Source organism: Muricauda sp. SCSIO 64092, assembly GCF_023016285.1.
In the GTDB taxonomy this organism is placed as follows: domain Bacteria; phylum Bacteroidota; class Bacteroidia; order Flavobacteriales; family Flavobacteriaceae; genus Croceivirga.
In genome coordinates, this window is record NZ_CP095413.1 from 5379932 (window position 1) to 5400073 (window position 20142).

A 20142-nucleotide genomic window follows, 5' to 3' on the forward strand; every position below is an offset into this window, starting at 1 on the left:
CCTCTATGGGTTTGGGGATTTTTTATTTACGAGGAATACCGGCTACTTTAGGTTGTTCAGAATAAAATCCAAGGTAGTATTGGTATTCAATTTTTGGTCAAAAGAAAGGCTTCGATGGGTTATTTTATGTGCTAGCCCCAATTTGCCAAGGTGTTTGATGTTTTCGAGGTCGTCCAGGGAGATTTTTCCCATAAACAGCACGTCCATATCCTGTTCTTGCTTGTACCGCTTGTAGATTTTTCTTAGACCACTAAGGTACAACCGGTCTTTTGTGAAACCTCCACCCCGATGCGCCCGTAAGGTAATGCTAAAGGCTTCCTCCCTATTGAGCTTGTATTTGTTATGGATTAAGTCAAAGGTGTCCGCAAAACCGTAGCCCTTGATCAAACTATCCGAAGCCATGACCCGATAGGCCAATTCCTTTAAACGCTTTAACGTCAACGCCCCGCCCATGTATTCGCTCAATACGGCCAAGCCCTCCTGTGCTTCCACATTCGTGGGCATGCCGTTGGAAAATATTTTTAGTGGTTGCATTAGGCCATTATACGTGGTGACCAAATGCACCCCTATTTCATGATGTGCAAGCGTTAGCAATTGGTTCTTACTGAATTTGGCGTTCTTTTTAATAATAAGGGTCTTTGAGCTATTGCTTACCATGGCCTCTGCTGCGATATGGGTCGAAAACCTGATGTTCAATGGAAAATCGTACTGTTTCGCAAACTCCAAAAAATAGTCCCTAGCCTCCAAAGGGGTATGGACCTTTTGCATATCCAGGGATAGGGGCTCATCTTCATAATGAAGTATAAACTGCGCATTCTGCACGTCTTTTTCCGTTGGAGTCCCATAAACACTAAGGGAATTGTAATAAAAGCTTTTTCCCTTACCAATGGTTTCTATGCACTGGATCATATTGGAGTAGTAGTTGATGATTTCCTCATACATTCTCCGAATGGTATCATCCTCTATACGCTCCAAGCGTTGTGCAAAGAAGAGACGCTGTAGTTTGTAGGGATTGAACTTTACCTTGGGATAATTAAAATGCGGTTCAATGGTATATTTTGATGCAAAAAAGCGGTGCTTTTCCTTTTCTACATTAATGGGATTGACATAACTGAGCAACTCGATCTTATGAATCAATCGGTCTAAGTTGCCGTCTATTTCAAAAACATGGGGAAACTCTTGCTGCAGTTGCTTTTGGTCTTGGGTAGCTAACATGTACTCTTTTCAAACTCAGTGGCCTGCAAAGGTATCAATTCTTGCAATTGTTTCTCCACCGTGGCCACAACTTCCGGAAAGATAACGCCCGTGAGCTCATCGCAGTATATTTTGGAAATCTCGGTCGCCAATACCAGGGTATTTGCAAAGTGTTTTGTGATGTATTTTAAAAAATGGCCGTTCCCCTGAAAGGTGTCATTGATTTTTGATGTGGATGCCATACCATAAGGCAGGCTTAACCCACCAAGTTTGGTACTCCATGAATCCACGATGGCCCCAAACCGATGGTTATCAATATTGGTCGTTCCCAAATTCCAGACCGGTACTTCCCGCTCCCAACGTTTCCAGTTGTAACTGTGCATATCAAAGACAATGATCTTAGGGAACAGTGTTTCCAGTTTGGCCACTAAAGCATGGACCACCTGGTAAAAACCATCGTGTTTTTTAAGGCTTTTTTGTTTCATTTCGTTGGACAGTGGTACTTTCCAAAGCTGTTTTCCCCAAGCTGTATCAAAAACCGCGCTTTCCGGAGGTCGATTTAAATCATATTCAAATCTACTGTCCAGTCCTGCAATAACTATGGGATGGGATTGAACCATCTGTTTGGTACAGGGGTCTTCCTCATACCAACGTTCATATGCCGTGTGCAAACAGTTTTCCCAAAGTTCTTTGCGGAACTGATGCCCATCATGCACGGCGCCACAGATATAGGGCACATAGCCATCAACCTTTATCGTGAAGGAGTAATCCTCCGAAACGGCTTCAAAGGGAATCTGCTGGTTGATGTTCGAAATGATCTCAGGAATGGAAAGCCTATGCATCCTCCACCTCTTTTCGCAAACGGGATCGACGGTCAAAGGCCTGTAGTTTTACGGTGACCTTACTTTCAATGAAATCGATTACCTGACATTGGATTTTGGTTTTGTACACTTTGTTCATATACGTAATCCCACCCGGGGACATCACATTTACTTCGACCAACTTTCCCCCAATAACATCAATCCCCACAAAAAACAATCCGTCCTTGACCAATTTGGGACCGATCTGTTTGCACAGCGCCTTTTCCTCCTTGCTCATGGAATGCTTGGCCACCGATCCCCCTGCGGAGACATTGGAACGATGATCATCACTTCCAGGTACTCTTCGCATGGCCCCAATGGGTTCCCCATTTAATAGGAGTATGCGGACATCCCCTAAATCCGCACCTTCAATATATTCTTGAAGTATAACATAGTTAGAAGTTCCATCTGAGTTGGTTACATAAAAATCCAAAAGCGATTTTATATTGCTCATCGCCGATTTTTCAATCAAAATAACCCCTGATCCCCCAAAACCATTTAACGGCTTCAATATCATTTTATCCGCAGTTGATTCCTTAATCTGCTGGACCAAGTATTTTTTGTTTTTGGACACATGGGTCACAGGAATAATATTGCTATGGCTGTCCCCAAATGCCGCTGTATAGAGCTTATTGTTCGCTTCGCGAAGTCCTTGAAGGGAATTCATAATAAAAACATCGTCCTTTACGGAATCCAAAAAATTGAGCATTAAAGGATCCAATGGCGGATTGGCACGCATGAAAATCACGTCAAAACCTGCCAAGGGCAGCATTTCTTCCCTGATCTTGGCCTGTTTATAAAATGTTTTTAATGGGGCGGGAACCTTATCCATACGCCCAATAACGGTACAGAAGGCACTGGTAACGCTATTTCGGATGGTGAGATTTGCCGGGGTACAAATGGCTACACCGTGCTTACGTTTTACACATTCGTGGATTAGGGCGAGACTGGTATCGTTTTCTGGGTCAATTTCTTCCCAGGGATACATTAAGAAGCAAATATTCATCTCATCTACAGTTTGTTTGAACCCTTAAAGTAAAGGATGTTTACAAGAAAACAAAGTTCAGACCCCAGAAGCTGTAAGATTTAAGGTTTATTTTACCTCATCATAGTGGTCGTCCCACTCTTTGATATGGGGTTCGCCCAATTTCCCAACGGATTTGGCCACTACCATGGAGACCGTAGCATCTCCCGTTACATTGACCACCGTACGGCACATATCCAAGGGGCGGTCCACCGCAAAGATAAGGGCAAGGCCTATGGCCAATTTATCTGCTGGAAATCCTATGGATTCCAGTACAATCACCAACATTACCATTCCGGCGCCGGGCACGGCCGCGGAACCAATGGAGGCCAATAAGGCGGTCAACACAATGGTCAACTGGTCGCCAAAAGTCAAGTCAAACCCCAAGGCCTGTGAAATGAAGACTGCGGCAACACCTTGGTATAAGCTAGTCCCATCCATATTGATGGTTGCGCCTACGGGAAGTACAAAACTGGAAACCTCCTTGTCAACTCCAATGTGTTCTTCGACCCGTTCCATGGTTACGGGCAGGGTTGCGGCACTGGAACTTGTGGAAAATGCCAATAATTGTGCAGGGCTTATCTCCTTTAGGAACCAAAAGGGATTCTTTTTGGTAAACATAGTTACCACAAGGGTATAAAAAACAATCATCAGGAGCAAGCCAACAACAACGACACCGGAATATTTAAGCAGGGCCAGCAAGAGATCGGGATCACTTGAGGATACCACTACGCCGGCCAAAAGGGCAAATACGGCGTAAGGGGCGGTGAGCATTATCAGATCCACCATCTTGAGCACCACATCATTCAAGGCGTCAAAAAAGTCCTTGAGCGGTTTCGCCCTTTCTTCCCCAATGAGCAACATGGAAATGCCCAAGAAGATGGTAAAAAAGATGACCTGCAACATCAACGCATTGTTGCTCATGGCTTTTAAGGCGTTATCCGGGACCATGTCCACCAAAAACTGTAAAGGGCCACTTTCCTTTTGGTTCATGGCTTCGTTCATCTTTGATTGCACCCCTTCGGAATTGGCGTAGGTCTCCGTCAATTTGGTTACGGTTTCTTCGGAAATTCCGTTCCCAGGTTTCGTAATATTTACCAAAAGCAGACCAATACTGATTGCTACCACGGTTGTCATGATATATATCCCAATAGTGCGCAAGCCTATGTTCCTGAATTTGGAAATATCCTTTAAATCCGAGATTCCTTTGACCAAGGAAGCTATAATCAAGGGAATGGCAATAAGTTTTAGGAGTTTGACAAAAATGGTACCAAAAGGTTGGATCCAATCAGAAACGAAGTCCTTACCCCAATCTATACCGGTCATTATAAAACCAAAGACAATACCCAGAACCATCCCAATAAGGATTTTCCAGTGAAGTTCAAGTTTACGCATAATCAAGATTTGGGAGTCAAGATAAGGTTTTGGGACAAAATGCCCTAAATCTTTTAAATTTTGTTGGCCCGGGCCCGTAAAGCAAAATCTGCCAAGACCAGGGCGGTCATCGCCTCTACAATAGGTACGGCCCTGGGCACCACACAGGGATCATGCCTTCCTTTCCCTTGGGTGGTAACGGTGTTCCCATCCTTATCGATTGTCTCGTAGCCCTGAAGAACAGTGGCGACCGGTTTAAAGGCAACATTGAAATAGATATCCATTCCATTACTGATACCCCCCTGGACACCTCCACTTTTATTCGTTTTTGTGGTTCCGTCGGAATTAAAGGAGTCGTTATGTTCACTCCCCAGCATCCTTACCCCGTCAAAACCACTTCCATATTCAAAGCCTTTTACGGCGTTGATGGAGAGCATGGCCTTGCCCAAATCGGCATGCAGCTTATCGAAGACCGGTTCGCCAAGACCAATCGGTACATTTTGAGCCACACAGCTAATAACACCCCCAATGGTGTCCCCTTGTTTTTTGATGGATTTGATGTATTCCTCCATCTTTTTGGCCATTTCGGTATCTGGACAGCGCACCGGGTTGGATTCGGTCAATGTAAAATCCAGTTCTTGATACGGCTTATTGAGTTTTAGTTCCCCAACCTGTGAAACAAAGGCATTGATTTTTATGTGGGACAACAACTGTTTTGCCACGGCCCCTGCCACTACCCTACTTGCCGTTTCCCGGGCCGAACTTCTTCCTCCACCCCGATAATCACGAAAACCATATTTCTTATCGTATACATAATCTGCATGGGAAGGACGGTAAGAATCCTTAATATGGGAGTAATCCTTGGATTTTTGATTGGTATTGTAGATGGTAAATCCTATGGGGGTTCCTGTGGTCTTCCCTTCAAAAATTCCCGAAAGGAACTCCACGGTATCGGGTTCCTTTCGTTGGGTCACAATGGCCGATTGGCCGGGCTTGCGGCGATTCAGTTCGTTTTGTATCGTCTCTAAATCCAATTCCAATCCTGAAGGACAGCCATCGATTACCCCACCAATGGCCGTACCGTGGGACTCACCAAAGGTCGTTAAACGAAATAGGCTTCCAAAAGTGTTTCCGGCCATAGTTTCCCTGTTAAGCGCCAAAGGTAAATTTTATACCGTTCATACAAAAACATACCAATCGGTTAAACTTTACCAAACACTTTAATCTTGTGGTAATCTTTAGTTAACCGTAAACTCACAAACAATTGACATCTTATTCATTTACAGTTTATTCCTACACACTTACTTTGTATGAAACTATTCTACATTGAAAAAAAGGAAGATTGAGGTTGCCGTAATTTCCGATGTACATTTAGGCACCTACGGTTGCCATGCCGATGAACTTATTGCCTATCTCAATAGCATTCAGCCCAAGAAACTGGTGCTTAATGGGGACATCATTGATATTTGGCAATTCAGTAAACGCTATTTTCCCGCATCACATCTTAAGGTATTGAAAAAACTGATTGGTATGGCTTCCAAGGGCACCGAAGTATTCTACATTACCGGGAATCATGATGAGATGCTCCGAAAATTTGCCCCTACCAGCATGGGCAACGTAAAAATTCTAAATAAACTCGTCCTTAACCTGGATGGTAAGAAAGCGTGGATATTCCATGGGGACGTATTCGATATTTCCATTCAAAAGGCCAAATGGATCGCCAGACTTGGGAGTTATGGCTATGATTTCCTTATCCTGCTCAATAGCTTGGTGAACTGGTGCTTGAAAAAACTGGGGCGTGAGAAATATTCCCTTTCAAAACGCATAAAAAACAGTGTCAAGACTGCGGTGAAATATATTAATGATTTTGAAAGGGTGGCCACTGAACTCGCTATTGAAAACCATTACGATTATGTTGTTTGCGGACACATCCATCAACCTAAAAAGGAAGTGGTCGAAAACAAGCATGGGAAAACAACATATCTAAATTCAGGGGACTGGGTGGAAAACCTGACCGCTTTGGAATACTCCTTTAAACGATGGAAAGTCTACCGATACAATCATGATAAGCTTTCCCCATTCTTTGTGGATGAGGATTTAAAGGAAATGGACATGAACGAATTGATTGCGTCCATTACCAATACATCCGATATCGAGGACATGGAAGTCCATGAGGAGCAAGAGGAGAAATCACTGGACAAGCAAGGCTTCACGGAGAATAGTGACGGGATGTAGCGCCTTTTTTCCCGTACCATCAAAAATCTGATGCCTACAACTGGTGCCATTTGCCGCTATAATGGTTTGGGGTGACGATTTTCTGACCGCAGGAAACAATTTAAGCTCCCCTATGGACATGCTTACGTCATAATGCTCCTTCTCATAGCCAAAGGAACCTGCCATTCCACAGCATCCGGAAGGGATAATGGTTACTTTGTAATTTTTGGGAAGGTTCAGGATATCAAAAGTAACTTTTTGGTTGGAAAGCGCTTTTTGATGACAATGTCCGTGAATTTTTATTTCTTTCTTTTCCGAAGTAAACATAAGGTCCGAAATATGTCCTTCCTCTATTTCCCTGGCTAAAAATTCTTCTATTAAAAATGAATTTTCACCCAATTCCCTTAAGTCATTTGATGCGCTGACCAATCGTTTGTATTCGTCCCTAAAAGAGAGTATTGCAGAAGGTTCAATTCCCAAAATTGGAAGCTGCTTTTTTATGTAGGGCGCAATCTTTTCAAGATTGGTCTCGGCCAATTTTTTGGCTTCCTTTAAAAAACCTTTGGAAAGGTAGGTACGGCCACTTTCGGCATAAAACAGATGGATTTTATAGCCCAGTTGATGTAACAATCGAATTGCATCCCGTCCCACTTCAACATCCAGATACGTAGTAAATTCATCGAGGTAGAGCACCACTTCCCTTCCGTTTTCAATTTGGGGAAGTTTATCCAGGAATTTCTGAAAATCAAACCGATATACCTTTGGAAGCGAACGTTCCTTGGCCACGCCCGTAGCTTTTTTCAGCAGGGTTCCTATTGGTGAACCATAAACGAGATTGGTCATACCGGATATCCTGCTGGCCAAGCTATTGATCTTGGTGTTATGAGCAAAAAGCTTGGAACGAAGCGAATATCCGTTGGCTTCCTGGTATTGGTATTGGAATTCCGATTTTAAACTGGCCACATCCACATTACTGGGACATTCGCTGGCACAGGCCTTGCAGCTGATACATAGATCAAAAACGGCCTTTAATTCCTTATGGTCAAAACGGTTGGGTTTTTCCGAGTTGGTTAAAAACTCCCGTAAGGCATTTGCCCTGGCCCTAGTGGTATCCTTTTCATTTTTAGTGGCATGGTAGCTGGGACACATCCCACCCTTCATTTCATGGGATTTTCTGCAATCCCCACTCCCATTGCACTTTTCCGTAGCCCTAAGAATACCTTCACTATCCGAAAAATCAAGTAATGTCTTGATTTCAGGTTCTTTCCTATCGATATCATATCGCAATGATTGGTCCATTGGGAAAGGGTCAACAATTTTTCCGGGATTAAAAATATTGTTGGGATCAAAGTAGGATTTAATGCGTCTGAGGAGTTCGTAGTTCTTGTTGCCGATCATTAAGGGAATAAACTCCGCCCTGACAATACCGTCGCCATGTTCCCCACTAAAACTTCCATTATACTTTTTGGTTAAATGGGCAACCTCGGTGGTAATCTTGCGGAACAGTGCCACATCATCCGATTTCTTAAGATTTAAAATGGGCCTTAAATGGAGTTCTCCGGCACCGGCATGGGCATAGTACACGGCTTGCTGGCGATACCCCTCCATAATTGCCGTGAACTCCGCGATGAAATCCTTTAGATCGTCCAGGGCCACCGCTGTGTCCTCAATACACGCTACCGCTTTTCTATCCCCTACGATGTTTCCCAAAAGGCCAAGACCCGCCTTTCGCAATTCTATGGCTTTTTGGATATCGCCGTCATATAAAACCGGACTGGCATAGCTACGTCCCGTTTTATCAGTGGTTCCCAATAGATCGGTAACCGCTTTCTCCCGCCCTTCAATGGAATCTGCCTTCACTTCCAGCATTAGGATGGCCGCAGGGTCCCCTTCCACAAAAAAGCGATTTTCCAGTTGTTGTCGGTTGTTTTTGGTGCAATCCAAAATTACCTTGTCCATCATTTCACATAGATGGAGTTGGTGTTGCATTACTGGGGCCACATCGGCCAGACAGTCTTCCAAAGTATGGTATTGGGTACATACCATGGCCGCATATTCCGGGGGGAGTGCGTCCAATTGAAGTGTGATTTCAGTGGTAATTGCCAAAGTGCCCTCACTACCACACAGCAACTTGCAAAAATTAAAGGCCTTTTTTGAGTCCCCAAAAACTTCATTCTTGAGCAATTCATCCACGGCATACCCCGTATTTCGACGATGTATTTTAGGACTGGGGAACTCTCTTTCGATTTCAGCCACAATTTCTTGATTTGAAAGCTCCGCTTCCAACTTGGCGTACAGTTGTCCCTCCAAGTCCTTCTGTGCGGCTTTGGTACGGAACCCGGTTTGGGTAACTTCCCCAAAGGACACTTCATTTCCATCGGAAAGCACCGCCTTCAAGGCCACTACTTTGTCCCGTGTTACCCCATATTGGATCGATGTGGTCCCGGAACTGTTATTGCCCACCATACCACCTATCATACAACGATTTGAGGTAGAAGTATCCGGTCCAAAGAACAGACCGTGGGGTTTTAAAAACCGATTTAGTTCATCCCTGACCACGCCAGGTTGTACAACTACTTGTTGTTTTTCCTTGTCCAAATGGAGAATCTTGGTCAGATATCTGGAGGTATCCACTATGATGCCATCACCAACACATTGACCGGCCAAAGACGTTCCCGCCGACCTTGGAATCAACCCCACTTTGTTCCCAGTGGCAAAAAGGACCAGTTTTTTTAGATCATCCCCATTTTTTGGGTAGGCGACCGCCAAAGGAATTTTTCGGTACACGGAAGCGTCCGTTGCATAGATGGATTTTGTGAGGTCATCATACATTAACTCCCCTTTCAGTTCTTGGGAAAGTGAAAAAAGTGAAGATTTATTCAATGTGGAACAATTTTTGGACGGTAAAATAAGTTTTGTTTCCAAAGTTATGGACAAAACTATTCTTTAATTTTCAACTAAAAACGAACTGTATGAAGATTACCACATTTTTTAGTATTACATTTTTATTTGCAACTTCTTTCCTAGGCGCCCAGAGCATTGCCGATCATGCCCTCGGACTGCGTTTGGGGGACAGCGATGGTCTTGGCGCGGAGATTTCATATCAAAAATCCATTGGCCGGTACAATCGAGCCGAATTCAATTTAGGTTGGCGGGACAGTCGGGAGTTTGATGCTTTTAAACTTACTGGACTGTACCAATGGGTGCATAATTTGGACGGCGGATTCAATTGGTATTACGGTTTTGGTGGCGGTATTGGTAATGTGGATTTTGAAGCCGTACCCAACGGCGATGATGATGATGGGTTCTTTGTATTTGGTGCCGGAAACATTGGACTGGAATACGATTTTGACATCCCCTTGTTGATTTCATTGGACTTTAGACCGGAATTGGGCCTCATTGGCTATGATGGGTTTGATGACAACTTTGACTTTGATATTGCACTGGGTATCCGTTACCAATTTTAGCCTTTTTGATCCCATTATATATGAAGTGCTCCCAGGAGCACTTTTTTTATGCCTTGCAATATCATTACCTTTGGACCAAATTTTAAATCAGTCATGAAAAAATTTGTTGTAGGTCTTCTGGTTACCGTTCTTTTTGCGGCTTGTAATTCCACTCCCGAAGGATATGTGCTCAATGGCGAATTGCGGGGGGATGTAGAGAATGGCACAAAGGTCTTTTTAAAAACTGCCGATTCCCTAAGAAGGGCATTGGTAGACATTGATACCGCCACCGTGGAAAATGGGCAATTTACCTTTTTGGGTAATTCGGATGTTCCCCAAATGTATTATCTGTTTGTTGATGGAATTAGGGGCAATTCCCCAGTGATTATGGAAAATGGGGAAATTACCTTTAAAGCACAAGTGGACAGTCTCATCTTTGCTGAAGTAAAAGGTACCCCCCAAAACAATTTGTTCATGGATTATCTGGAAGAATCCAGAAGATTGGGTTCCATGTCCAAAACAATGAACGATGATTTTAGGAAAGCCAGCCTTGCCAAGGATACGGCTACGGTTGAGGCACTACGGGCCGAGTATTTTGAACTGCAGGAGAGAGCAAAGGATTTTGAACTGGATTTTGTTAAGGCGCATCCGGATGCACTGATATCTGCCTTGATTTTGGAAAAAATAATGGCATCGAAGGTGTTGCCCTTTGATGAGGTTCAAAGCCTTTATGAAGCCCTTACCCCAGAAGTTAAAGACTCCAAACCTGGGAAGCGCATGGAAAAAGAACTGGAAAAGGCAAAAACTACGGCCATAGGCACCAAAGCTCCCGAGTTTTCGGGACCTACACCCAACGGGGAACAATTGGCCCTGAACGATGTTAAGGGAAAATTGACCTTAATCGATTTTTGGGCCGCATGGTGCAAGCCGTGCCGGATGGAAAACCCCAATATTGTCTCCGTCTATGAAAAATACAAGGATAAAGGACTTAATGTGGTTGGTGTTTCCCTAGATCGAAAAAAGGAAGACTGGATAAATGCCATAGAAAGTGACGGATTGTCCTGGAACCATGTATCCCATCTTCAATATTTTAACGATCCCATTGCACAGATGTACCAGGTAAATGCCATACCGGCTGCTTTTTTATTGGATGAAAATGGGGTCATTGTTGCCAAAAACCTGCGCGGGCCGGCCCTGGAGCAGAAAGTTGCGGAGCTTTTGAATTAAAATAACGTAAGTTCCATAGAAGAAAATTACGTCATTTTGAGTGTTTTTGCGATAGTAAAAATGTATCGAAAAACCTGCCTGGCCGGCAAGGCAGGCAAGTAATTTTCTTGCAAAATCCTGTTCGATACAATTTTTCTTCATTTCATGACGAAAAACCACTCAGTTTGACGGATTTTGGTTGATAAAAAATGATATCGAACTCACTTCAGAATTTATCTTGAACGTCATCAAAGTCTCCCGTTACCGTTGCTCCCTCTGCAATCCGGACGTCCCCAAAAATATTGATACGGGAATTGTCGCCCAAAAATTCCAACCTGGCATTTTCCCCAAGGATGAGGTCCCCATAAACCGTAAGATCTCCCTCTATCCTGACCGTTGCATTTTCGGCCAAAGAGAAGTTTCTCCTTCTATTGTTTCGTGCGGTAACCAGTGTTCCACGCAATTCAAACAAGGCATTGGCGCTTATATCCACGGCATTTCTGACCGTCCAAGTACCACATAAGAGCAATGCACCGTCAACACTCATGTTCGATAGGCGTCGGGAACCACTGTAGGCCAGTTCGTCCTGTGCCCCAACCCTAAGGTTTGCACTCCCCGAATATCTGGGGGTGTCCGCACATCTCGCCGCCAAATCGTCCGAAGGCTTGTTCATTTTGATAATTTGCAGGCCCCTTTTTCCCGAAGCCGCGAAAATGTAATCCCCTCTGGAAGCTACATAATTGATGGAACCTTGGAGTTCAATGATCCCAACGATGTCCACCCCCTCGTTATCTTCGGAAAGGCAGAGTCCCGCCCCACCATTTGCCATCAGCAATACGTCTTCATTTAGGGCCGTGGCATTGGTCACAATATTAGTTTGGGCAACTTCTGAAGGATTGATTGGAATGGGAACATGTTCGATTAATGCCCCCGTTGCAGTATTATAGATTCCCGCTCCTTTTGAACCTTCCGCAACCACAACTTTCTCATCGGAGAAATCAAGTGTCCGTTTGTCCGCCAATCTAAAGTCGGAATCAATGGGAATCTGTCGGGTCTCAGCGAAATTGGCATCCAGGAAGCGTACCCCAAAACTGGCATCCAAGACCGCAATTTGGCCGTTGTTCATGGCCAGGGAACGCAAATCCGGATAAGGGGTTTCATTAATAATCTCCAAACTGTTCTTATCAAATTCCGTGACATAGCCATCCCGGCCACTGGTCATAATAACCGAGCTTGGGGTAATGATAATATCATTGGCCACAAATCCTTCCTGAAACCCATAAAATATGCCACTGGAAAGATTGAACCTTCCGTTGGAAACAGCAATTTTGGCCACAAAGGAGTTCGCCGAAGCGGTAACCGATTTTTCAGCATCCACACCACCGGCCGCATATACAAATCCATTATCAAACTTTAAGGAATTGATATCCGCGTTCAAATAGTACAAACGTGAGGTAACCCTTGGTTGCAAGGGATCGCCAACATAAATAATATCGATACCACCCACATAATCGGAATCAATGGTGTTATAGGAGACATACGCATAGTCACCCACAATATGGACATGGGAAGCCGTTAAGTTTTCCCCACCGTTAAAAGAAGGGGGATTGACCTGTGCGGCAAGGGTCAATGGATAATCACCGGCTTGCTCGTCATTGGATTTGGACTGGACCCCAATATTTTGGTCTTCTTCATAAATATCCAAAACCCCACTGTCATCGTAATTGATGCTGTTGTCCAATACCGCTGGATTGGTTTCCATTTGAATATCATCTTCCCCGTTCACAAAAACAGTGGTGGAATCGGAACAGGAAATTGAGAAAATAAGGGTGAAAAGACTAGGTAGTAGTATTCTTTTCATAACATGTAGGCTTTAAAAAGTTTAGGTGCTACTGTAACGAAGCCATGTCCTGTATGTTATGTGAATTGTAGTACTTTTTCGATAAAATGCAGGTTTTTATTGAATTATTCTCAATAAATAAGAATATTCTTACAAAGAAATGCAACAATTTATAATTTTCCCGCTTTCTCCAAAACGAAAAGAATAATAATGGGTACTGCCAATAAGATGACCATTAATGTATCCGTTGCCAATAACGAAGGCTTAAAGATCAATGTGGTCACGTACCCCCCTATTGCCCCACCAAAATGGGCGCTATGACCAATATTGCCAATCCTGCTTTTCATTCCATAAATGGAATACAACAAATAGCCGATACCCAACACATAGGCCGGTAATGGAATGGGTATGAACATAATGCCCAAACGCATATCCGGTTGCAATAAAATAGCAGCGTACAGAATACCCGTAACGGCGCCACTGGCGCCTACCGCACTGTAGTAGGGTTCGTCCTTATGAAAAAACAAGGCCAAAAGGCTGCCCGCAAGCAGACTGATGAAATACATGATCACAAACTTGGAAGGGCCAAACCAGGTGATGACCACATTGGCGAAAAAAAATAAGGTAATCATGTTGAACAACAAATGGGAAAAATCCACGTGTAAAAAACCGGAAGTGACCGTGCGTTCGCGTTGTCCACCATTTACGGCACCAATACTGAACTTGTAGCGTTCAAAAAAAGCACGATCGTTAAACCCTTTTACAGATACGAGAAAATTGGCGGCAATAATGGCTATCGTAGCCATATGCAAGTTGTACATGATTGACGGTTTGGCCGTAAATATAGCTATATTTGACCATTCAAATTACGTATGCAATTACTGGTTTATCTCTTGGCCTATCCCCTGCTGTGGTTGGTTTCAAGACTTCCATTCGGCTTATTGCACTTCATCTCGGACGCGTTGTACCCCTTGATTTACAATGTCATCGGTTATCGTAAAAAAGTGGTGCGTGAAAACCTATCCCTGGTCTTTCCCGATAAGACTGAGTCCGAACGCCTTTCCATTGAAAAGGGCTTCTTTAAACATATGTGCGATATGTTTCTCGAAATGGTAAAAACCATTGGCATATCCAATAAACAATTACAGAAAAGATTTGTTTTTACCAATTTGGAAGTTTTGCACCAACTTGAGAAAAAGGGTAAAAGTGTTATGCTGATGTTTCCCCATTATGCAAGTTGGGAATGGGTCATTGCACTCGATGCCCATATCAAATCCAAAGGTTATGCCATTTATTTGCCCATTCAAAACAAGTACTTTGACAAATTGGTAAGGGATATTCGGGAAAAATTTGGTACTACCTTGATCACTACAAAAACGACGAGGGCCATTGTCTCCAAAAACAGAAAAGAAGGGCAATTAAGCATGTACGGTATTTTAAGCGATCAATCCCCTATGATCAGTAAGGCACAACATTTTACGGATTTTATGGGAATAACCGTTCCCGTGCATGTTGGTGCGGAGGACTTGTGCAAAAATCTGGATTTACCGGCCGTATACTTGAAAGTAACCAAAAGGAAAAGGGGTCATTACGAGGGTAGTTTTAAGCTGCTGGCGGAACATCCCAGGGATTATACCGATTTTGCAATTACGGATATGTTTTTAAACGAGGTGGAAAAATCCATACAGGAAAAACCTGAATTTTACTTTTGGACACATAAAAGATGGAAGCATCGGAATAAAGTTCCGACAAAATACCTGGACATTTCCAAAAACCAGTGAATTGAAAATTCAAATCCAAGAAAACCTTTTTTTGAGGCTACTGTTGCTGGGATGTATTTTGCTTTTAAACTCCTGCTTTACCATGCGAACTTCCCCAAGAAAGACCAAACTATTTTTTGCTGAAAAGAATATCGCCTTTGTCGATTCCGCGGTACGGATTAAAAATCGCACCATACGTTATATACAGACCGGGAGTACGGACAAACAGACCCTCGTTTTCGTTCATGGCTCACCGGGAAGCTGGGATGCCTGGAAATCATACCTTAGTGATACCGTCCTGCTTAAACACTTTAGGATGATTGCCCCCGATCGTCCCGGTTTTGGGTTCAGCAATTTCCGAAAAAGCTCAAATTTGGATGAACAGGCCCTATTGTTAAATGCGCTTGTCAGCCAACTTAAGAATGGGGAAGTCACCACTTTGGTGGGGCATTCCTATGGAGGGCCTTTAATTGTAAAAATGGCCCTTCAAAACCCCAGTCTGTTCCATAACCTATATATTCTTGCGGGCGCTGTGGATCCAGAAGCCGAAAAACCTGAAAAATGGCGAAAGCCCTTGACCTGGGTGCCTTTGAAGTATTTGGTCCCGGGGGCCCTAAAACCTTCCAATGATGAGATTTGGATGCTAAAAAAAGATTTGTGGAACATGAAACCGGGATTGGCCGCCTTATACCAAAACACCGTTATTATCCACGGTACCAAGGACAAATTGGTTCCCTACAGCAATGTGGATTTTATGCAAAAGGAATTTGTGAACGTCTCCAACCTGGAAGTCATCCGAATTGAAGATGAAAACCATTTTATCGTATGGAACCGTGAAGGGTTGATTAAAGAAAAACTATTGGATTTGGTCAAATAGTGTCGTTTTTATCCCGTAAGCTATTACAACGTAGTTACGACTCAACAAAAAAATAGATGCTATGAAAAGAGTATTCGTATCCCTCGTAATGACTTTGACCTTATCCACTGGCCTTTTTTCGCAGACATTCAACTCCATACCCATGAACAGGGAAATCTCCCAATTGTCAAACGGTTGGTATAAATTTAAGCTTGATGGTGCAGTCTTTGACGTGGAAGTTGAGTTCGGAAAATACAAAAAGGGAAATATTAGCTGGTTTGATGGCAGTACCTATTCCGGAGATCTGAACGGTGTTCATATCTCTGGAAAAGGAAGCTACACTTGGCCGGACGGTTCCCAATACCAAGGCAGCTTTAGAAGGCATCAACGTCATGGCAAAGGTTCCCAAATCGCCAAGGATGGTTCCAAATGGAGCGGTAAATGGAAGAACGACCAAAAAAATGGCAAGGGTACAACCTTTGATACTAATGGAGCCATTTTACAATATGGTGTTTGGGGAGCTGGTCAACTTCTGGAGAAATAAGGGTTGGTAATGATCAACAGCACGGTGTTGGCAGTTGCATACGTTATGGAAGTGATATATGATATTTCTGGGAACAGTTCAAGTGACATTCCGTATCTTGATGACCTAATCCGTTTCAATGAAAGATATCGATATTGCCCGCCAAGTGGATTTAAAACCCATTACGGCCATTGCGGAAAAGTTAGGTGTTCCTGTTGCGCAAATTGAACCTTATGGTAAGGATAAGGCCAAGATTCCGGTAGAGCTGATAGACCATGACAAAGTGGGACAATCCAACTTGATCCTGGTTTCTGCCATTTCCCCTACCCCTGCAGGTGAAGGAAAGACGACCATGTCCATTGGTCTTACCGAAGGCCTGAACCGGTTGGGGAAAAAAGCGACCGTAGTACTTCGGGAACCTTCATTGGGACCGGTGTTTGGAATCAAAGGAGGGGCTACCGGCGGAGGCTACTCCCAAGTATTGCCCATGGAGGACATCAACCTTCATTTTACCGGGGATTTTGCGGCAATTGAAAAAGCCCACAATCTCCTATCTGCATTGATTGACAACAATATCCAAAGTAAAACGGCTTCCTTAAACCTGGATCCCAGGACCATTTCGTGGAAACGGGTAGTGGATATGAACGACCGATCCTTACGCCACGTAATCGTTGGTCTGGGAGGAACAGCTTCGGGAATTCCAAGGGAAACCGGATTTGATATCACGGCAGCTTCTGAAATCATGGCCATCCTTTGCCTGGCCAACGATTTGAAGGATCTTAAAAAGCGTCTCGGTTCCATTTTTGTTGGCTACACCTTTGAGGGACAGCCCCTTTATGCCAGGGATTTGAAAGCCGAAGGGGCCATGACCGTACTTCTTAAAGACGCCATAAAGCCCAATTTGGTTCAAACCATTGAAGGAAATCCGGCCATTATCCATGGCGGGCCCTTTGCGAACATCGCCCAAGGTACCAACTCGGTCATTGCCACCAGAATGGGAATGACTTTTTCGGAGTATACGGTGACCGAAGCCGGTTTCGGATTCGATTTGGGTGCCGAAAAGTTCTTTGACATTAAATGTCAAAGTGCGGGACTCTCCCCAAAGGCAGTGGTGTTGACCACCACCATCCGCGCATTAAAATATCATGGTGGGCAGGCCTTGACCGATTTAAAGGAACCCAACACGGAAGCACTTCAAAAAGGGATTTCCAATTTGGAAAAGCATGTGGAGAACATTAAACAGTTCAACGTGGAGCCCATTATTGCCATTAATCGTTTTGTCACCGATAGTGATGATGAAATCGCCCTTATTCAATCAACGGCAAAAGCGTTGGGGGTCCGCGTAGCCTTGGCCGAGGTCTGGGCAAAAGGTGGCGAAGGCGCATTGGATTTGGCCAAACATGTGGTGGAGGTGTGCCAAGGGGCGAATACTACGTTTACGCCCATGTATGATTGGAAGGATTCCATTATGGCCAAAATTGAAAAAATTGCCACCTCCATTTATGGCGCAGAACATGTGGATTATAGCGTACAGGCAAAAAAGGACCTAAGAAAAATCAAGAATTTGGAATTGGAGCATTTGCCCGTTTGTATCGCAAAGACCCAAAAATCGCTCTCGGACAATCCCAAACTATTGGGAAGGCCCAAAGATTTTATTATTACCGTTCGTGAAATTGAGATTGCCGCCGGTGCTGGATTTGTAATCCCCATTACCGGAAATATCATGCGGATGCCCGGATTGCCCGCTAAACCGGCATCAGAACATATTGACATTGATAATGAAGGAAATGTTTCAGGCCTATTTTAGGATAAATTACGTCAAAGTTAGGCCATGGCATTTTGGTCAATTTCCTATTCGTAACTTTCGAAATCATCCCTAAATGACACTCATGAAAAATATCGTATCCCTATTTCTAGTACTACCCTTCTTCTTTCTACACTCCCAGGAAACACAGGTATCAGAAGAAATCATGGAATCCATAAAAAAACAGGTTTGGACCCCTTTTATGGAAGCTTATGCGGAACTGGACGCGAAAAAACTAAAATCAATACATGCCACGGATATCTTTCGTGTCACCATCGATCAAAATGCAGTACGGACGGGTGAGGCTTATCTGGATGAATTTGGGGGCTTTTTGGAACAAGTGAAGGATCGTAATGGTCAATTGGGAATTGCCTTTGCCATCTTGACCACTGCCATTGACAGTTCTGGTGATTTGGCCTATCAAACCGGATACTATGAATTTAGTTCACGAGGTGAAAACGACCCGAACTTAGTAGTTAGGGGCTATGGCCATTTTAACGTTGGATTGCGAAAGACCAATGGGGTTTGGAAACTTTTTCTGGATTCGGATAAAAGAATCGATATTACCAAAGCTGAATTTGAAGGGCAGGAAATCGTATATCGGTTAAAGCCGTAACTCAAATACCCGCTATCCCCTTAATTTCCTCAATAATCCGGTCGGCCAACCCATCAGCTTCGGCCTGACTTTTTGCTTCGGTATAAATACGGATAATGGGTTCGGTGTTTGATTTTCTAAGGTGCACCCAATTTTCCGGGAAATCAATCTTCACCCCGTCAACCGTACTGATATCCTCATGCTTGTACTTATTGTACATGGCCTCCAATAACGCATCAACATCCAAATCCGGTGTCAATTGAATTTTCTTTTTACTCATAAAGTAAGCAGGATAACTCGCCCGCAACTCGGCAACGGTACCTTCCCGTTCGGAAAGCAACATTAGGAACAAAGCTGTTCCCACCAAAGCGTCACGACCATAATGACTTTCCGGATATATGATACCGCCATTACCTTCTCCTCCGATTACCGCATTGGTGGCCTTCATTTTTGCAACTACATTGACCTCGCCCACGGCAGCGGCCTCATAACTTCCGCCATGTTTCTCGGTCACATCCCGTAAGGCACGGGAAGAAGAAAGGTTGGACACGGTATTGCCTTTGGTCTTACCCAGCACGTAATCTGCACACGCCACCAAAGTATATTCCTCACCGAACATCTCGCCATCATTGCTTATAAAAGCAAGACGATCCACATCGGGATCCACAACGATGCCAAAATCAGCTTTTTCCTCTACCACTTTTTTACAGATATCCCCCAAATGTTCCTTTAAGGGTTCTGGATTATGGGGAAAATGCCCGGTGGGTTCGCAATAGAGTTCCACAACCTCCACGCCAAGATGTTTTAAAAGTCTGGGGATGGCAATACCTCCAGTAGAGTTTACACCATCAACAACCACCTTAAATCCGCCTTTGCGAATGGTTTCCGCATCAACCAGACGCAGGTCCAGAACTTCTTCAATATGCTTCTCAATAAAGGTGTCATTTTTGGTAATGGTTCCCAAGTCATCCACCTCCGCAAAATAGAAATCCTCCTTTTCCGCCAGGTCCAGGATTTTGGCACCCTCGGTTGCATCCAAAAACTCACCCTTTTCGTTTAAAAGTTTTAGGGCATTCCATTGTTTGGGATTATGGCTGGCGGTTAGGATAATCCCACCATCGGCCTTTTTCAGGGGAACAGCAATTTCTACCGTAGGTGTTGTGGACAATCCCAGATCCACAACATCAATTCCGAGACCAATCAAAGTTGATATGACCAAATTTTGAATCATTTCACCGGAAAGTCGGGCATCACGGCCAATCACCACCTTAAGATTTTCCCTTTGGGTATGATCCTTCAACCATGCGCCATAGGCGGCAGCAAACTTTACAGTATCGATTGGGGTCAGATTATCCCCGGTATTCCCACCAATGGTTCCCCGAATTCCTGAAATGGATTTGATCAGTGTCATATTGTTAAAAAGTTTTTGCAAATATATGCGGACCA

The 20142-nt window shown here is 43.9% G+C and carries 17 protein-coding genes; 8 read left to right on the forward strand and 9 right to left on the reverse strand.

From position 1 onward, the window contains the following. Positions 1 to 42: 42 nt before the first annotated feature. The 5 genes from L0P88_RS22445 to aroC form a co-directional block, all read right to left on the reverse strand. On the reverse strand, positions 43 to 1215 hold the full coding sequence (locus tag L0P88_RS22445) for a flavohemoglobin expression-modulating QEGLA motif protein (protein WP_247132166.1): 1173 nt from the start codon (positions 1213 to 1215) through the stop codon (positions 43 to 45). Further along, on the reverse strand, positions 1209 to 2036 hold the full coding sequence (locus L0P88_RS22450; protein ID WP_247132168.1) for an N-formylglutamate amidohydrolase: 828 nt from the start codon (positions 2034 to 2036) through the stop codon (positions 1209 to 1211). Before L0P88_RS22450 ends, L0P88_RS22445 begins: the two co-directional genes overlap by 7 nt. Further along, on the reverse strand, positions 2029 to 3060 hold the full coding sequence (gene gshB, locus L0P88_RS22455; RefSeq protein ID WP_247132169.1) for a glutathione synthase: 1032 nt from the start codon (positions 3058 to 3060) through the stop codon (positions 2029 to 2031). Before gshB ends, L0P88_RS22450 begins: the two co-directional genes overlap by 8 nt. Positions 3061 to 3147: 87 nt before the next feature. Further along, positions 3148 to 4473, reverse strand: coding sequence for a dicarboxylate/amino acid:cation symporter (locus tag L0P88_RS22460; RefSeq protein ID WP_247132170.1), 1326 nt, complete (start codon positions 4471 to 4473; stop codon positions 3148 to 3150). A gap of 53 nt (positions 4474 to 4526) precedes the next feature. Next, positions 4527 to 5591: a chorismate synthase gene (gene aroC / locus L0P88_RS22465; RefSeq protein ID WP_247132171.1), complete on the reverse strand. Its 1065-nt coding sequence runs from the start codon at positions 5589 to 5591 to the stop codon at positions 4527 to 4529. A 187-nt stretch (positions 5592 to 5778) separates the two neighbouring features. Here aroC and L0P88_RS22470 point away from each other — a divergent pair, with 187 nt between their 5' ends. Beyond that, entirely contained in the window at positions 5779 to 6687 is a 909-nt protein-coding gene (locus L0P88_RS22470) for a UDP-2,3-diacylglucosamine diphosphatase (RefSeq protein ID WP_247132172.1), read from the forward strand. On the opposite strand, the gene L0P88_RS22475 is transcribed toward L0P88_RS22470, so the two are convergent. Further along, positions 6643 to 9549: an FAD-binding and (Fe-S)-binding domain-containing protein gene (locus L0P88_RS22475; protein ID WP_247132175.1), complete on the reverse strand. Its 2907-nt coding sequence runs from the start codon at positions 9547 to 9549 to the stop codon at positions 6643 to 6645. The two genes, L0P88_RS22470 and L0P88_RS22475, sit on opposite strands and share 45 nt — an antisense overlap. Positions 9550 to 9638: 89 nt before the next feature. Between L0P88_RS22475 and L0P88_RS22480 the strand changes: the two genes are divergently transcribed. Then, positions 9639 to 10133, forward strand: a complete 495-nt coding sequence (locus L0P88_RS22480) for a hypothetical protein (RefSeq protein ID WP_247132176.1) — start codon at positions 9639 to 9641, stop codon at positions 10131 to 10133. Positions 10134 to 10226: 93 nt separating this feature from the next. Further along, the gene (locus tag L0P88_RS22485) at positions 10227 to 11339 is read left to right on the forward strand and encodes a TlpA disulfide reductase family protein (protein ID WP_247132178.1); all 1113 of its coding nucleotides are present in this window, start codon (positions 10227 to 10229) and stop codon (positions 11337 to 11339) included. A 205-nt stretch (positions 11340 to 11544) separates the two neighbouring features. Here L0P88_RS22485 and L0P88_RS22490 read toward each other — a convergent pair whose 3' ends face one another. Continuing rightward, entirely contained in the window at positions 11545 to 13179 is a 1635-nt protein-coding gene (locus tag L0P88_RS22490; RefSeq protein WP_247132179.1) for a hypothetical protein, read from the reverse strand. A 149-nt stretch (positions 13180 to 13328) separates the two neighbouring features. Then, positions 13329 to 13979, reverse strand: a complete 651-nt coding sequence (locus L0P88_RS22495; protein WP_247132181.1) for a rhomboid family intramembrane serine protease — start codon at positions 13977 to 13979, stop codon at positions 13329 to 13331. A gap of 51 nt (positions 13980 to 14030) precedes the next feature. On the opposite strand from L0P88_RS22495, the gene L0P88_RS22500 reads away from it, so the two are divergent. The 5 genes from L0P88_RS22500 (at position 14031) to L0P88_RS22520 (ending at position 18717) form a co-directional block, all read left to right on the forward strand. Then, a complete protein-coding gene (locus L0P88_RS22500) occupies positions 14031 to 14939 on the forward strand; it encodes a lysophospholipid acyltransferase family protein (protein WP_247132182.1) in 909 nt (302 codons plus the stop codon). An 82-nt stretch (positions 14940 to 15021) separates the two neighbouring features. Continuing rightward, a complete protein-coding gene (locus L0P88_RS22505; protein WP_247132183.1) occupies positions 15022 to 15795 on the forward strand; it encodes an alpha/beta fold hydrolase in 774 nt (257 codons plus the stop codon). Positions 15796 to 15856: 61 nt separating this feature from the next. After that, positions 15857 to 16318 carry a hypothetical protein gene (locus L0P88_RS22510; RefSeq protein WP_247132184.1) on the forward strand — a complete coding sequence of 154 codons (462 nt, stop codon included), beginning with the start codon at positions 15857 to 15859 and terminating at the stop codon, positions 16316 to 16318. A gap of 118 nt (positions 16319 to 16436) precedes the next feature. After that, entirely contained in the window at positions 16437 to 18104 is a 1668-nt protein-coding gene (locus L0P88_RS22515; RefSeq protein ID WP_247132185.1) for a formate--tetrahydrofolate ligase, read from the forward strand. Positions 18105 to 18186: 82 nt separating this feature from the next. Next, positions 18187 to 18717: a YybH family protein gene (locus L0P88_RS22520; RefSeq protein WP_247132186.1), complete on the forward strand. Its 531-nt coding sequence runs from the start codon at positions 18187 to 18189 to the stop codon at positions 18715 to 18717. 1 nt (position 18718) lies between these two features. On the opposite strand, the gene glmM is transcribed toward L0P88_RS22520, so the two are convergent. After that, on the reverse strand, positions 18719 to 20107 hold the full coding sequence (gene glmM, locus L0P88_RS22525; RefSeq protein ID WP_247132189.1) for a phosphoglucosamine mutase: 1389 nt from the start codon (positions 20105 to 20107) through the stop codon (positions 18719 to 18721). Between the last annotated feature and the right edge of the window lie 35 nt (positions 20108 to 20142).